This window comes from Pseudomonas sp. o96-267, from assembly GCF_003935465.1.
Lineage (GTDB): Bacteria > Pseudomonadota > Gammaproteobacteria > Pseudomonadales > Pseudomonadaceae > Aquipseudomonas > Aquipseudomonas sediminis.
The window spans coordinates 51861-67194 of the sequence record NZ_RHQP01000015.1 but is presented as its reverse complement, the minus strand read 5'-3'; the positions used below and the strand labels follow the sequence as shown (position 1 = coordinate 67194).

Genomic DNA, 15334 nt, shown 5'->3' with positions numbered 1-15334 from the left:
GGGCGATCTCAGTCGTGACGCAGCTGGTCGGCCAGCCGCTCGATGGCCTGGCTGGCTTCGCGTTCGAGGCGCGCCAGGCTGAACAATCCAGGAATGGCCAGAACCATGCCGGCCATGGTCGGCAGGGTCGCCTGCCACACGCCTGCGGCCATGCCGCGAGGGTTACCGGTGCCGTTGAGGGCGAGCACATCGAATACGGCGATCATGCCAAGCACGGTGCCGAGCAGGCCGAGCAGCGGATACAGCGCCACCAGGGTCTTGCCCAGGCGCAGCGGCGCGGCCAGTTGCTGACGCGCCTGCGCCAGCCAGGCCAGGCGAACGGCGCGCTGCCAGTTGCCGTTGTCATCAGCCAGCACCTGCTGCCAGGCCTCGCGGCGCTCCTGCACCCAGCGCGGGAAAATCCTGCGCATGTACCAGAAACGCTCGAACACCAGGGTCCAGAACACCACGCAGAGCACCGCCAGCGCCCACATCACCACGCCGCCAGCGCTCATGAAGTCGAGCAGTGCATGAGCACTGTCGACTGCACGCAGCCAGAAGGCGAACAGATCAGTCACGGCGCGGCGCTCCCGACAGGTGCAGGGCGATCAGCCCGGCGCTCTGCTGCTCCAGAATCTGGATCAGGCCCTTGCTGCGGCTGGCCAGCAGGCTGTGCAGGAACAGCAGCGGTATGGCCACCACCAGACCGAGCACGGTAGTCACCAACGCCTGGGAGATACCGTCGGCCATCAGGCGCGAGTCGCCGCCACCGCTCTGGGTAATGGCCTGGAAGGTCACGATCATGCCGGTCACGGTGCCCAGCAGGCCGAGCAGCGGTGCCACGGCTGCCAGCAGCTTGAGCAGGCCCTGGCCTTTCTCCAGCGGCGGCGTTTCCTGCAGAATCGCTTCGTCGAGCTTCAGCTCCAACGTCTCCAGGTCGGCCAGTTGTGGCTTGGCGCCCAGTACACCAATCACGCGGCCTAGCGGGTTGTCATTACGCGGCGCACTGAGGTCGTGCATCTGCGCCTTGACGCCGCTACCAACGCGAGCCAGGTAGACCATGCGCCACACAGCGAGAAGCAGGCCGAAAGCACCCAGCACGACGATCACCCAACCGACCAGACCACCCTGTTGCAGACGGTCCCACAGAGTCGGCTGCTGCTGCAGCTGCGCCAGCAGGCTGCCACGGCTCGGATCGATGGGCAGCGTGGCGAGCGCATCGGTGCTGCTCAGGTAGTCCTTGACCTGGCCCAGGCCGGACGGCTGACGCGGCGGCGCCACCAATTGCCCGGCATCGGCGTCGTAACGCAGGAAGGCATCCTCGCCATACACAGCGAAGGCGCCGACCCGCAGTACCTGCTGCTCCTGACGCGAACCATCGGCACTCACCACCGGCAGTTGCAGGCGCTCGATACGGCCGCTGGCAGCCAGGTCTTCGAGCAGCAGCATCCAGTAGCCGTCAAGATCGTCAGCGGACGGCAGCGAGCGGCTTTCGGCCAATGCTTTGAGGCGCTTCAGACGCTCCGGATACTGGGCGTTGAGCAGACTGTCCTGCCATTGCCCGGCGACATCACCCGCGCTCTGGCGCACCACGCCAAACAGCTCACCGAGGTGACCAACGCGCTGTGCCAGCAGTTTTTCCTGCTCGGCCAGTTCGGCCTCCTGCCGGTCGAACTCGGCCTTGAGGCGTTCGCTTTCGGCTTTCTGGGTATTCAGCGCGGAACGTGCGGCAGCCAGCAACTGCGCCTGCTCGCTACGTTTGGCGAGAAACGCCTGCTCGCGCTCCTGCATGGCGCTGACTTCGGCAGCGCGCTCGCTACGGATGCGCTGCAGCAGTTGATCGGGGTTGAGGGTTTCGGCCACGGCGGCCAGTGCCGGCAACAGGCTGAGCGCCAATACGGCTACAACACGACGACTCATTGTGCGGCCTCCTCGGCCAGGGTCTTGATCGGCAGGGACAGCACGGCGGGCGCCTGTTGCTGACGGGCGATGGCGATAGCTTGGGTCAGCGGACGACGCGCGCTGCCGTCGAGCACTTCCCAGGCCTTGGTCTGCGGGTTCCACCAGCCGCTCTCGTGGGCATCGAGGGTCTGGTAATAGAGCATGCTGCGGCCCAGGCGCAGGAACTCGACGCTACGCGAGCCGCCATCGGCCTGGTTCAGTTCGCCACGCCAGGCCTCCAGGGTGCGACCGTAGTCGCTTTCAATCTGGTAAGCCTCGAGGATGCGGCGATATTTGTCGGCCAGGCTGACATCGGCGCGCGGTAGCAGGTCCTGCAGCTGAGCCAGACGGTCTTCACGTTCCTCGGGCAGGAAGGGTAGATCGGCGGCGATGAACTCACCCAGCACCTCAACCATCTTGACCATCTGCGGGCTTACCGCTTCCTGGGTGCGTTCGATGCCATCGAGCTGCTTCTGATAACTGGCCAGCTCCTGACGCTGGGCTTCGACCAGGTCACGAAGTTGACTGTTATAACCTTTCAAAGCCTCAGCCTGCTGCAAGGCATTTCGGTACTCATTGAGCATCTCACGGCTGGCGTCATCCAGCTGTTCGACACGGCCCTGGGAGGCTTTCGCCTCGGCGGCCAGGCGCTGGCTTTCGTCCAGCGCAGCATCCAGCGGCGCGGCGAGCAGCGAGCCGCTGCTCAACATCAGTGCCACGACCAGGGAACGGTGGGGGAAGCGATTCATGCGCAGAGGGTCCTCGACAGACGGGCTTGCTTCAAAAAGAGAAACATTATCATCTACAGATGCATTCGAAGCAATGGACAAAACACCGCAGCAGAGCCCGTCGATCTATTGAGCCAGGTCAAAAAGTGAATTGTTGCTTGGCTTAGCATTGATTTCAGCCAAGACACACAACCGACTCGAACTGGAGCTCGCTATGTACAAGTCACTGTTCACTGCCTCACTGCTGGCCCTCGCCATCGCTGCCCCTGTCGCCCAGGCCCACCAGGCTGGCGACATCCTCATCCGTGCCGGCGCCATCACCGTCAACCCGGAGGCCGACTCCTCCAGCGTCAAGGTTGATCGCGGCGGCCTCGCCGGCACCGACCTGGGCGGCAAAGCAACCATGAGCAGTGACACCCAACTGGGCCTGAACTTCGCCTACATGCTCACCGACAATCTGGGCATCGAGTTGCTGGCGGCAACCCCATTCGAGCACGATGTGAAGATCAAAGGCACCGTCCTCGATGCAGCCAATGGCAAGCTGGGCAGCCTCAAGCACCTGCCGCCGACCCTGAGCCTGGTGTACTACCCGCTGGACGCCAAGTCAGCCTTCCAGCCCTATGTCGGAGCAGGCATCAACTACACTTGGATTTTCGACGAGCACGTCGGCAGCGCCGCCAGCGCCAACGGCTTCGACAACTTCCGCGCCAAGAACTCCTGGGGCCTGGCCTGGCAGGTGGGTGCCGACTACATGCTGACCGACAGCCTGATGCTCAACGCCCAAGTGCGTTACATCGACATCGACACTACTGCCTATGTCGACAACAACGCCCTCGGCGTGCGCGCCAAGGTTGATGTGGACGTAGACCCCTTCATCTACATGGTTGGCCTGGGTTACAAGTTCTGACAGCCCTCACAGAAACGAAAAAGCCCGCACTACAGAGCGTGTGAAAACGCCCCGACCATAGGCAAACCCAACGCCCCGTCTGGTTCGGGGCGTTGGTGTTTTTGATGGCTGGAAATGGAAGACGGGATTTATCCCAACAGTTCGATCAACCGACGGGCACCCAGCACATTGATGGCTCGTTTCAGGTTGTAGGCGTTGACCGCCAGGGCCATTTCCGTCCGCGCTCCCCGCAGTTGTCGGAGCAGGAAGCGACCATTACCCAAAATCCACTGCTTCAGATTGCCGAAGGGATGTTCGACGATGGATCGGCGCCTGACCATCATCTCTGGATGCGCCTGCATCCGCTGATGCATGCGTTCGAACGCGGCTTCATGGACATGCCGAGTCACGTATCGGCGCTTGGCCTTGGTGCAGCGTGATTTCAAAGGACAGCCCGCGCAGTCATCCTGCACGGCATAGATGCGCTGTAGGCCACTGACCTGCTTGAACAGTAGCCACTTGCCCGCCGGGCATTGGTACTGATCGTTTTCTGCGTCGTAGGTGAAGGCGCTGCGATCGAATAGCGGTGTGTCGCCGCCCTTGTTATTGATGCCTCGATTCTCCGGCACATAGGCCGTGATCTTTGCATCGTCACAGGCTTGAAACTGCTCGCCATTGGAGTAGCCGGCATCGACTGTAACCGTCAGCGCTTCCTGTTCTAGGATCGCCTGGGCGGCCTTGGCCATAGGTTCCAGTTGCTGGTTATCGCTGCCGTCATGAGTGACGACATGATGCAAGATCAGCCCATGCTCGCCATCTACCGCGCTTTGCACGTTATAAGCCACGCGAGCCCCCTGGTGGGTACGCATCATGCGGGCCTCGTCCTCACCCACGACGAACTGATCCAGCCCCTGTGCCTCCATCAACGCCTGGGCTGTCAGGTTATCGGCATGTCGGCTCTCCAGCTGCTGCAGCGCAGCCTTGACCGCACTGCGATCAACCACTTCAGCGGCCTCACTGCGGTCAGCCTCGTCCAGTTCTGCCAGATAACGGGCGATCTGCGCCTCCAGCTTGGCTTGTTGACGCTTGAGCTTTGTCAGGCTCAGATGCTTGCGTTGCGACGCTACCGCCTGAAACTTGCTGCCATCGATGGCCACGAGTTGCCCGCTGATCAGCCCCACCTGGCGACAGAGCTGGACGAAGGTGCGGCAGGTCGCCTGAAAAGCAGCGCTGTTGTCCTTGCGAAAATCAGCAATGGTCTTGAAATCCGGTGCCAATCGGCCCAGCAGCCACATCACCTCGACATTGCGCTGGCACTCGGCTTCCAGGCGTCGGGAGGAGCGGATGCGCTGGAAGTAACCGTATAGATAAAGCTTGAGTAGATCCGCCGGATCGTAGCCAGGACGTCCAGTCTTGAGCGGCTCGGCCTTGCTGAAACCCAGAGCCTGCAGATCCAGACGAGCGACATAGGCCTCGATCACCCGTACCAGATGATCCTCCGGTACCAGCTCCTCTGCCCCCATCAACTGATGGAGGCATTGTCTTTAGCTTGCTCTCAGACTGCTAGGTTTTCACACAGTCTGGAAAGCCGGCTTTTTCATGTGCCCGATTCACTGTTCGAGCAACTGACGTAACCCTTCACGCAGAGGCGTTTGCGGCGGCATACGGTAATGAGCCTGCAAACGCGTATTGTCGGCACGAGAGTGACGGATGTCGCCAGCTCGTGCAGGCGAGTGGGTGACTAGCGGCAAGCCCGTGCAAAGCGCACCGATCTCCGCCAGCAACTGATTGAGGCTTACCGCCTGGTTCCAGCCGACATTGACCGGCTGCTCGACGAATTCACCCAGCAAGCCCTGCAGCAGCAGTTCGATCAGGTCACCCACATAGAAAAAATCCCGGGTCTGCTCGCCATCGCCGAAAACGCTGATCGGCAGCCCCTGCTGCGCCCTCTGGGTGAAGATACTGATCACCCCGGAGTACGGCGACGACGGATCCTGGCGTGGCCCGAATACATTGAAGAAACGGAATATCGCCGGTTCCAGCGCATGCTGACGGCGGTAGAAATCCAGGTAGTGCTCGCTGGCAAGTTTATCTGCCGCATAGGGCGTCAGCGGCGCCTTCGCGGTGGCTTCATCGATCGCCACGCCTTCGCCGTTATTGCCATAGATCGCCGCGCTGGAGGCGTAGACCACACGCCGCACACCGTGTTGGCGCATCGCTTCGCAAACATTCAGGGTGCCGATGAAGTTGCTCTGATGCGTGGCGACAGGGTCGTCTACCGAGGCCTGTACCGAAGCCACCGCAGCCAGATGCGCCACGGCCGAACAACCCGCTACCGCGCGGGCGACCACCTCGGCATCGGCGACATCACCTTCGATGAAGCGCAGACGCGGGTTGTCCAGCGGCAGGTTGCTGCGCTTGCCCATGGACAGATTGTCCAGCACACGCACGCCGTGGCCGGCGGCCAGCAAGGCATCGACCAGATGCGAGCCAATGAAGCCGGCGCCGCCGGTTACGAGAATTTCAGCCATGGCGATAATAACGGTCCAGCAGGCTCGGCAGACCGGAGCGCCAGGCGCGCGGTTTGATGCCGAAGGTGTGAAGAATCTTCTTGCAGGCCAATACGGCGTGCTGTGGTTCGTCGGCAGCATCCGGGCGAGCGGCGTGCGCCTGGGGGGCGACATCCTCGACCAGGTTGCTGCGATAGTGACGCGCCTCGCTCAATATCGCCTGCCCCAGGCTCAGCGCCGTACTCGCCTCATGACCGCCGTAATGATAGGTGCCCCACAAGGGCGACTCGCAGTCCAGCTGCTTGAGCACGGCCAGAATCACCCGCGCGGCATCGTCCACCGGCGTGGGATTACCGCGCCGATCATCGGCGAGATACAGCGCATCATCGCGCTCGGCCCGCTGTAGAAATCGCCCCAGCAACCCTTCGCGACTGTCATCGAGCAACCAGCCGAAGCGCAGCAACACATGACGCGGACAGATCGCCCGCACGCTCTGCTCCAGTCGCCACAGGGCCTGTCCACGCGGGCCGAGGGGGATCGGCTCCTCCTTTTCACTGTAGGCAGTGACCCGCGAACCATCGAAAACGCGATAACTCGACGGCTGCAGAAGGACGATGGAGTGGTGCTGGCACAGCTCGGCCAGACGCTCCACGGCACGCTCCTGGGTGTGCAGACGCGGCTCTGCTACCGACTCGGCCTGAAACCAGTCGAAGTAGTAGGCGAGGTTGATCACGGCATCCGGGCGGGTGTCGTCAAGCAACTCGGTCAGGCTCTTCGCATCCCAGCCATCTTGTAGTGGACGAGGCGCGAGAAAGCCGATGCCCTCCTCGGCACCCTGATGCACCAGGGCCTTTCCCAAGGCGTTGCCGCCCCCCAAAAGTAACAACCGCATTCGCATGATTGGTTTAGCAACCTACCCAAAAGCATAAGAGATACACCCCGAACAACAGAGCGAAGGCGCCATTCTGCGGTTTTCGATCACGCACGTCACTATAACGCGCCACGTTGTACCCCGCAGCCGGGCGAGGGCCACTGCGGTCGCACGATCAGGCGGGAAGCACCAGGGCCGTACTCTGGGCGATATCGTCATCGCCGCTGCCGATGGGAAGTGCCAGGGTAAATACGGCGCCGCCATCCTCGGCGTTGCGCACGCTCAGACTACCACCCTGCCACTGCGCCAGCGTGCGGGCAATCGGCAGTCCCAGCCCAACACCGCTCAGATGCTGGGTACCGGCGCTGCGATAGAAGCGCTCGAAGATCTGCGCATGCTCCGCCTCCGGCACGCCAGTGCCAAAATCACGTACGGCGCAGTACAACCAGCTGTCTCGTCTCCATACCCTGATCAGGATCGGCTGGTCTGGCGGACTGTACTTATGCGCGTTCGACAGCAGGTTGACGAGAATCTCCACGCTCCACAGGCGGTCGCAAAGCAGTTGCCCTTCACACTCCAGGGCCCATTCCTGCTGCACCTGCCGCCCCGCCAGCGTGTCAGCGAAGCGTTCGATAGCCTCACCGACGATATCCCGCCAGAGGCAGCGTGACAGTACCAGGGAGCTCTGTACCAAGGTACCCGTCTCGTCCAGCCGCAGTCCGTCGAGCAGGCGCCCAACCAGGCGGTTGAGTTGCCCTACCGAAGAACGGATGCGCTGCGACCGCTCGGCCACCGGGCCCGACTCGCTTTCACTCTGGCGCATCAGTCGCTGAGCACTGGAATCGATGACCGACAAGGGAGTACGCAACTGATGTGACATCAACGAAACGAAATCGCGATAGCGCAATCGCACCGAGCGCTCATGCTCCAGGTCACTGAGCAGCTTACGGGTGTGGCGATGCTGCTCGGCAATCTGGTCGTGAGCTCGCTGGCTCGCCCACATGCTGCGCAGTAACTGCCAGCACAGCCCCCCGCCAGCGGCCATGACGCAGAGAATCGACAAAATAAGTTGATGCATCAGTCGCTTGTAGACGTCGCGACGCTCACCGGCCTGCTCGCGCTCGACCTGCATGATCTTGCGACCGATATCGTGAAGCAGCGCCTGCATCGCCGCGTGATCGACGTCGGCCTCCCCGAGCTGATTTCTGGCCTGCTGCAGCTGCTCGAGCACACCGGCGCGCTGCATGAAATTGGCTTGGCTAGGGGACAGCAGAACCTCCAACCGCGCCCGCAAAAGATGTCGCTGCAATGCAGCATTGCCCCGATGCCCCTCACTGGGCAACTGACTCGCCTGCAGCAGCAGACTGGCCTGATAGGTTGCCTGACCTGCAGCCCAGACCATGTTCTCCCCCAGGTCCTCGGCAAGTTCCTCTTGCAGATCCAGCAGCGCAATCAGGCTGTAGCTCAGCAGCCCGCCGAAAAATACCACCAGCAAAAGCGCCAGCGCTCGCAGCCACCTTGCTGCCCTCACAACTGCTCCCCACCGAGATTCGGCAAAGTCCAGCCAGCAGCAAGGATCAGTGCCACCAGGTCACTCTGTCGAGAAACTCCGGTTTTCTGAAAGAGATTACGCAGGTGAAAGGCGACGGTGGTAGCCGACACAAACAAGACTTCTGCCACTTCTTCACTACGCTTGCCAAGCGCCAGGAGCCGCGCAACCTTGGCTTCTGTGCGCGTCAGACCGAACAGCATGCGCAGCGCCTCCTCATCAGGCGCCGGGCGGCTCTGTGCGTTGCAGATGAACAGGGCAAACAACTGACAGGCAGCCACCATCGAGGCATCACCACAATCGATCTTGATCAGGCTGACCAATGCGTTGTCGCCAGAGTTGCGCATGTCCAGAGTCTGCACCCGACGAGACTCTCCCGGCAGCGCAGACATCTGCCGAAGGTTCAGGTGCAACTGGCGTACCGATTCGGGCACAGCATGTGGCCAGATCACCGTTCCGGCGCCATCCACCCGCCATAGCGCCTGCTCCTGGAGCAGGTGCTGGGAACGCTGATTGGCATAAAGCAGCCGCCCATCGCCATCACAAAGCAATACCGCGCCCGGCAGTTGCGACAGTACGCTGCGCATGCGTTCCACCTGCTCGTCGCGAGAACTGCTTCTGGCATCCTTCAATCGACCGATCTGCTGCAAGCGAGCGGACATCGTCGCCAATAACAGATCGTAATCAACCGGCTTGACCAGATAATCGTCAACGCCATGCAGCTTCGCCTGCAGCAGGTCGTCACGTTCACTCAATGCCGTGAGGAAGATGAACGGTGTAGCCAGCAGATCTGGACGCTGATCTCGAACGTGCCGCAGAACCGCATAGCCATCAGCTGCGTCATCCCCCCCCAGCATCACGTCGCACAGAATCAGATCCGGGGTGAATTCGCCCAACAGCTTGAACGCCTGATGCGCGGATTCCGCCGTACTCACTTCGTAACCTGCGGCACACAGCTCGTCGCGCAGGTCATCCAATAGCATTCGCTCGTCTTCGATACACAGCACGCGAACCTTGCCCGAGGCGCCCATCAGGGAGTCACCTCGATGCTGCGCAGCAGCCATACCCAGCGGTGGTCGAAGCGTGAATCCTGAAGCGCTTTATGCTGGTCGCGCGGATAGATCACACGCAATGGCCCGAGGTCTTCCACTCCAAGAAGCTCGCCATTGAGACGGGTGGCAATCAACACATCCCAGAGATAAAAGTCCTCGGTGGTCATGTCGATGCGGTAATCGTCCCAAGAACGCATGGTCATGGGCCTGACCACACCCTCGGGGATTCCCAGATGAGCCAGCAGATCACGCCCCAGCACTCCCTGCCACCGGCCGATCTGCGGTTGCAACGTGGTACTGGTCTGCAACTCGGACTGAACCATCGCATCGAGCCGCTCCCGCTCAAGCGTCACCACCTGATCGCCCATACGCAGCGTCAACATCGGAGAGAACAGACCTTCCGCATGCGTCACGGCAGCCAATACCATCAGCCCCAGCGCTACCACGGCACGCACGGCTTGCTTGCGCCCCTGGGCAGGAGCGTTGCAACGAACCGTTTTCAATAACATTGACCGCCACCTCGTTGTTCAAGTCGCGAACGACTCATTTCTTCTAGTTAGTAACTGGCAGCAGCACCCGACCAACATCGCCAAGCGCCGTTTCAAAAAGGCGTGACTCCTTCCACCGGCAATTCCTGACCCATCGATCAACAGCAAGAACGCGCGATCCAAAGCCTCTACGGGCCCTGTTCAAAGGCAAACGGCGCATATCGTGAATGAATGCAAAGTGCATTTTCAAGATATCGACCGAAAACCTATCTGAACGAACGGGGCGCAGGACAAGCGGGGCCACTTAAAGTTCCGCTCAATATCACTCGCAGTTCCTGCCCGTAATCACGCGGCGAGAACCTGCTTGATTCAGGCCCCAATCTCAGGAACGCTACTATGCCAATGAAGTCACGCATCCGCCAACTAGGTCAAGGAATGACCGAGTACATCATCATCGTTGCGCTGATCGCCATTTCCGCCATCGTCGTCTACAACCTGTTCGGCAGCACGGTACGTGAGCAGGTCGGTGACATGGCCGCCGAACTGGGCGGCGGAGAAGCCACGCAGGCGGCCAAGGCGACCGGTACCGAGGCTCAACAGGCGGGCAGCACCGCTCATAATCTCGGCAGTTTCAAGCAAGACGAGCGCCAGTAACGCTAGCGCTGGACGCACGCCGTGAAGTGCAAGCAGCAGAACGGGCAGGCCATGGTATTTGGCCTGCTGTTCATGGGCCTGATCGGGCTGGGGATGATCCTGCTTTTCAACCAGGGCATTCTCACCCGTGATCGCGTGCAGGTGGAAAATGCCGCCGATGCCGCGGCCTACTCACAGGCCAAGCTGTTTGCCCGTCACCAGAACCTGATCGCCTACACCAACCGCGCCATCGTCGCCAACGAACTGTCGGTCGGTCAGGTCGTGGCACTGGCCTCCTGGGGCAAGCGCTACGCCAACATGCCGCGCTGGATCAACAGTTTCCCGATCTACCAGCTACCGATCGCCATCATCATTCCGCGCCCGACCATTGGTGACGTGGTCAGCATCGCCACGCTGCCGTGGCAGATTCTGGGCATTGGCGCCCGCTTCGTTTCTCTGCCTGTGGTCAATGTCTATCCACAGGTGGTTTCCAGCTTCAACACCATCATGGGCTTCTTTCAGAAGGCCTTCGCCATCGCCACCTTCGAGGCGCAGACGAAAATCGCCGCAGACGTGGTCGGCCGGCACGTGATGGACAAACCCGGCGGCGACACACTCGAAGTGGCGCCGCTGAGCACCGCGCTGCTGATTCAGAACTTCATCCTGACCTACTTCGCCGACATGTTGCCGGTGCAGGATCTGCTCACCCAACTGGTGGCCAGCGAGCCGGCCCCAGGCGGAACGCTGCCAACCCCGCCCAATGACGCCGAAGGGCTGGAAGAGCCTGACGATCAAGGTTTCCTGGCCGACTTCCTCGGCTCCAAGACCGGCGATCTGGTGCCCAGCTCGATGCTGGTCAATGTCGCCCCGGAGATGCACAGCAAGAGCGGTACGCCCAACGATATCGACTCGCGCAACGCCGCGCGCGAATACGCAGCGCTGGTCAACACTCAGCGCAACACCTGGCTGAATCAGCGCGACTTCAACTTCGGTCCGTCGCTGGACCTCTCGCTGAATTTTTCCCTGGGCTTCCTCGAGATCAAGCTGAACCTGTCGGCCTTCGTCGGCGTGGGCAACGAAGGCGGCACCGCCTACGTCTACAACCCGCTCAGCACCTCTTCCGTCGGCAGCAAGACACCGGTTTACGGATGGGCCTCGGTGGATCACAGCTCGATCGGCTTCCAGATCGATGTCGGCCTGCAGATCCGCATCTGCCTGCCGGTACTCGGCTGCGTCGATGTTCCCCCGCTGCAGTTCGGCTTTGGCATGGGCATCCCGCTAGGCGGCGCGACGCACCAGTTGGTCACCAACGTCGGCGACGAAAAGCTGTTCGGCCCGCAGTGGGGAACGCCAGTCGAAGCCGGCCTGATATCGAAGACGCCTTATGGCGACGCCATGGACCCAATCCACGCCGCCACCTGGGCCTGGGGCAACGTGCTGAGCATCTATGGTCTGAACCGTGCCGAAGACGTCACCAATGGCTATAGCGGCTCGCCCTCGTTCTTCGCCCTAGGTGAAGCCCACGCCGAAAGCGGACGCAGCAAGGAGTTCACCGTTGCCGTTTCCAAGCCTCTGTCAGCGGTAAAAACCAGCGACAACCCCAATGGCCTGAATATTCGTCAGGGTCGCTTCGCACTGGATACCGACACACGCAATAACCCGATGGACTTTGCCTGGGGCGGCGATTCCGAGCGCATGATGACCATCTCCTCGGCCGAGACCTACTTCGCCCCGCCACCTGGCCGGGACGAATCGCCCAATCAGTACAGTCCCTGGTGGGATGCCCGCCTGCGCGAGCCGAGCAAGGTCGTGCAGATGATCGCGTCCGGCGACATCGATCTCGCCGACGTGCTGGGCCTGTCGGACTTCGGCCCGGCGACCGTGGTCGGTCTGCTGATGGATGTGGCGACCGACTACCTGATCCTGCCAGGCATCGACCGTGCCCTGGAGAAGTTGCCGCCGGTGATCGCCCCGGTCGCCAAGCCGGTGATCAACGAAATCAGCGGCAATGTGCTCGACAAGGTCAAGGCCGGCATGCTGGACACGCTGCAATGAAAAGCACCAGCATGCCCCATCGCATCGGTGGACAGGCGATGGCCGAGTTCGTGGTCATGGTTGCCGGTTGCGTGCTGCTGATGTTCGTCGCCGTACCGGTGGTCGGCAAGCTCACCGACATGGCCTTCAAGTCGCAGGAAATGGCGCGTTATGCCGCTTGGGAACGCACCGTCTGGTATGGCACCGCCGAGGATCACCTCGGGCAGAACAGTCGCGATTACAGCCCGTCGCAGTATGACCGCAGCCAGATATCGTCTATTTCGCCAGCCGACCGCAGCCTCTATGCGCAGCTCGACACGGTGGAGGGACTGCCGACCCGCAGCAACGAAGACATTTTCAACAGTGCCGAAAAGCGTCTGCTGACGTACGAGCAGAAGGCGCGTCTGTTCAGCGACGACGACATCTCCGCCGCAGGCAACGCCGATACCAATCGTTTCTGGCGCTGGACCAGCGGCGAAAGTCGCGCCATGACCTTGCCCGGAGCCAGCGCTGAAGGCTCCAGTATGAGCAACAGCGCACCCGCCTCGCTCGCCAACACCCTGGTCGGCGGCTACAACAGCCTGATGAATCCCATCGCCAAGGTGGTGAACATCCTCAGTTTCGGCCAGGGCGATGAAGACCTGCTGCAGATCGCCCATCCGCGCCGCAACCTCTACAGCAGCGACGTACGCATACCGGTATCACTGGCCGGCAGCACTTTGGGCAACAAGCCGCTGGTCGGCGATGCCCCGCTCTCGGTCAACGCCCGCGCAGCGATCCTGGCCGATGCCTGGGTGGCGCAGGACGAACTGCACATGCGAGAGAAATCCGACGATTTCGTCCTCGGTACCGGCCTGGAAGACAACCCGTTATGGGACGGTATCAAGACCGCCGTCAGCATCATGGAGCCGTCGTTCAAACACATTGATCTGGCCCCGGTGAACACCGCACCGATCCCCGACAGCGACGTCAAGTGCAACCCCCGAACCGGCTTCTGCTATCTCGATGATTAAGCTCACTCCTCTCGTCGCCATGCTCGCACTGCTCAGCAGCCAGGCGCATGGCGCCTGCGACTACGATGATTTCCCGCGCATGGATTCCATGCTGCTCGGCATGGTTGCCGATGGCATGCAGTGGAACAACAACGCCATGAATGTGCGCAGCTTCCGCGTCCCGGCTACGCCGGAGCAGGTGAAGAGTTTTTACGGTAAGCAATGGAAGGACGCCGTCGACTACACCACCTTCGGCCCCTGGGAGCAGATACTGCACCTCAACGAGCGCTGCATGATGATGGTGCAAGTACAGGCGCAGAACGAGCGCTACAGCTACGGCAAGCTGCTGCTGACCAACCCGCCCGCGCCGAACGCCAGTGATCGAGCGCTGGGCGAAGGCGTGCCGATGCCCGCCGATGCCCAGGTGGTCAGCGACATGCGCAGTGATGACCCTCTGCGCAAGGGTCGCCTGACCCTGCTGCTGATAGCCGACGACATCCACCGTACTCGTGCCTGGTATGAAAGCGAAATGCTGCACCAGGGCTGGCAACTGGAACACCGCAGCACCCTCGCCGGCAGCGTCGTGCTCAATTACGCCAAGGGCCGCGAGCTTATGACCATCGGGCTGCTGCGCCACGAAACCAATACCCAGGTTCTGCTGACCCGGATGGATCATTGATCATGTACAGGCGGCAGGCTGGACAGTCGATGACCGAGTACCTGGTGGTACTGGGCGTAACCGGTGCGGTGATGGTGGCCACCATGGCCGACGTCGAGAGCATCTTCGAGGCCATGCAGGACAACTACGCCACCCAGTCGCGCGAGATGAACCGCGTGCAGCTGTATGACAGCCATCGCGTGCGCTTCAACGAAGTGGTTCCCGGCGAAGACTACGACGACGGCTCAACCGAGCCCGGCGAGCCTGACATCGAGTTGCCCGCCGCCAGCCTGCCCACCGGGATCTTTGACGAACTGGGCAACCTGATCGGCATCCAGGACGGCGACCGCTATGTCGACAAGAACGGCGAAACCATCGCCACCTGTGACATGACCGGACTATGCGTGGACAACAACGGCAACCCGGTAAGCGTCACCCCCATCGATAGCCGAGGCAACGCGCTGACCCTTCAGGCGCTGTATGACGCCAATGGCAATCTGCTGGGCTTCGCCTACTACATGAATGGCGGCTACTACCATCCCGGCAGCTATCGACCGCTGACCCTGCCCGCCGGCGTCACCGTCGACAAGCGCGAGCCCACCAATACGGTGTACGTCGGCGATGGCAAGCAGGCCGCAGGTTTCGAGAGCCGCGGCCGCATCTACGGTCTCGCCAGCGTGTACGCCCAGACCACGCTGGGTACCGGCATCAGCGCCAGCGCCGAACAACTGCTCAGCGTGGCGTACGCCACGCCACCCGCAGGCTGGGAAAACATCTCGCCCTGCGTGGTTCTGAGCAATGCGCAAATGGCCGACATCGACATCATCACCCTGGCCGGGTTCAGCACGCCCGTTGCCACGTTGGGCGCCTCGGGCAAGCAGGCCCTAGCGGAACCGGCTTCGCTGCGCAACGTCAGGACCACGGCGGCAGCCTGCAACGCAGCCAAGCAGGCCACGCTCTATCCGGGCGGTCACTGGGTCATATCAGACAAATAACAAGCACATCGCGATCGC

15 protein-coding genes are annotated in these 15334 nt (G+C 61.7%); 6 read left to right on the top strand and 9 right to left on the bottom strand.

Features of this window, described 5'->3' with window-relative positions; translation table 11 throughout:
• Positions 1-8 precede the first annotated feature (8 nt).
• Genes EGJ86_RS12480 through EGJ86_RS12470 form a run of 3 tightly spaced genes read right to left on the bottom strand, consistent with a single transcriptional unit; the run spans position 9 to position 2669 of the window.
• Positions 9-557 carry a MotA/TolQ/ExbB proton channel family protein gene (locus tag EGJ86_RS12480; protein WP_003463249.1) on the bottom strand — a complete coding sequence of 183 codons (549 nt, stop codon included), beginning with the start codon at positions 555-557 and terminating at the stop codon, positions 9-11.
• Positions 550-1899, bottom strand: a complete 1350-nt coding sequence (locus tag EGJ86_RS12475; RefSeq protein ID WP_106733411.1) for a MotA/TolQ/ExbB proton channel family protein — start codon at positions 1897-1899, stop codon at positions 550-552. The genes EGJ86_RS12480 and EGJ86_RS12475 overlap by 8 nt, the downstream gene beginning before the upstream one ends.
• The gene (locus tag EGJ86_RS12470; protein WP_099526279.1) at positions 1896-2669 is read right to left on the bottom strand and encodes a DUF3450 domain-containing protein; all 774 of its coding nucleotides are present in this window, start codon (positions 2667-2669) and stop codon (positions 1896-1898) included. The genes EGJ86_RS12475 and EGJ86_RS12470 overlap by 4 nt, the downstream gene beginning before the upstream one ends.
• 193 nt (positions 2670-2862) lie before the next feature.
• Here EGJ86_RS12470 and EGJ86_RS12465 point away from each other — a divergent pair, with 193 nt between their 5' ends.
• Positions 2863-3555 carry an OmpW family protein gene (locus tag EGJ86_RS12465; RefSeq protein ID WP_106733410.1) on the top strand — a complete coding sequence of 231 codons (693 nt, stop codon included), beginning with the start codon at positions 2863-2865 and terminating at the stop codon, positions 3553-3555.
• Between the two features lie 128 nt (positions 3556-3683).
• Here EGJ86_RS12465 and EGJ86_RS12460 read toward each other — a convergent pair whose 3' ends face one another.
• The 6 genes from EGJ86_RS12460 to EGJ86_RS12435 all read right to left on the bottom strand — a co-directional run bounded on the left by EGJ86_RS12460 (position 3684) and on the right by EGJ86_RS12435 (position 10025).
• Entirely contained in the window at positions 3684-5057 is a 1374-nt protein-coding gene (locus EGJ86_RS12460; RefSeq protein ID WP_125835290.1) for an IS1182 family transposase, read from the bottom strand.
• A gap of 87 nt (positions 5058-5144) precedes the next feature.
• A complete protein-coding gene (locus EGJ86_RS12455) occupies positions 5145-6065 on the bottom strand; it encodes an NAD-dependent epimerase/dehydratase family protein (protein WP_125835289.1) in 921 nt (306 codons plus the stop codon).
• Positions 6058-6942 (bottom strand): sugar nucleotide-binding protein, encoded by an 885-nt coding sequence (locus EGJ86_RS12450; protein WP_125835288.1) that lies wholly within the window; start codon positions 6940-6942, stop codon positions 6058-6060. Before EGJ86_RS12450 ends, EGJ86_RS12455 begins: the two co-directional genes overlap by 8 nt.
• A 148-nt stretch (positions 6943-7090) precedes the next feature.
• Complete coding sequence (locus tag EGJ86_RS12445; RefSeq protein WP_125835287.1) at positions 7091-8446, bottom strand: sensor histidine kinase KdpD; 1356 nt, start codon at positions 8444-8446, stop codon at positions 7091-7093.
• Positions 8443-9495, bottom strand: a complete 1053-nt coding sequence (locus EGJ86_RS12440; RefSeq protein WP_158620903.1) for a response regulator — start codon at positions 9493-9495, stop codon at positions 8443-8445. Before EGJ86_RS12440 ends, EGJ86_RS12445 begins: the two co-directional genes overlap by 4 nt.
• Entirely contained in the window at positions 9495-10025 is a 531-nt protein-coding gene (locus EGJ86_RS12435; RefSeq protein WP_125835285.1) for a molybdopterin-dependent oxidoreductase, read from the bottom strand. Before EGJ86_RS12435 ends, EGJ86_RS12440 begins: the two co-directional genes overlap by 1 nt.
• 375 nt (positions 10026-10400) lie before the next feature.
• Between EGJ86_RS12435 and EGJ86_RS12430 the strand changes: the two genes are divergently transcribed.
• Genes EGJ86_RS12430 through EGJ86_RS12410 form a run of 5 tightly spaced genes read left to right on the top strand, consistent with a single transcriptional unit; the run spans position 10401 to position 15316 of the window.
• Positions 10401-10658: a Flp family type IVb pilin gene (locus EGJ86_RS12430; protein ID WP_218565884.1), complete on the top strand. Its 258-nt coding sequence runs from the start codon at positions 10401-10403 to the stop codon at positions 10656-10658.
• A 21-nt stretch (positions 10659-10679) separates the two neighbouring features.
• Positions 10680-12692 carry a hypothetical protein gene (locus EGJ86_RS12425; protein WP_125835284.1) on the top strand — a complete coding sequence of 671 codons (2013 nt, stop codon included), beginning with the start codon at positions 10680-10682 and terminating at the stop codon, positions 12690-12692.
• The gene (locus EGJ86_RS12420) at positions 12689-13684 is read left to right on the top strand and encodes a hypothetical protein (protein ID WP_125835283.1); all 996 of its coding nucleotides are present in this window, start codon (positions 12689-12691) and stop codon (positions 13682-13684) included. The genes EGJ86_RS12425 and EGJ86_RS12420 overlap by 4 nt, the downstream gene beginning before the upstream one ends.
• Positions 13677-14342, top strand: a complete 666-nt coding sequence (locus tag EGJ86_RS12415) for a hypothetical protein (RefSeq protein WP_125835282.1) — start codon at positions 13677-13679, stop codon at positions 14340-14342. The genes EGJ86_RS12420 and EGJ86_RS12415 overlap by 8 nt, the downstream gene beginning before the upstream one ends.
• A 29-nt stretch (positions 14343-14371) precedes the next feature.
• Positions 14372-15316, top strand: a complete 945-nt coding sequence (locus EGJ86_RS12410) for a hypothetical protein (protein WP_125835281.1) — start codon at positions 14372-14374, stop codon at positions 15314-15316.
• Positions 15317-15334: the final 18 nt, after the last annotated feature.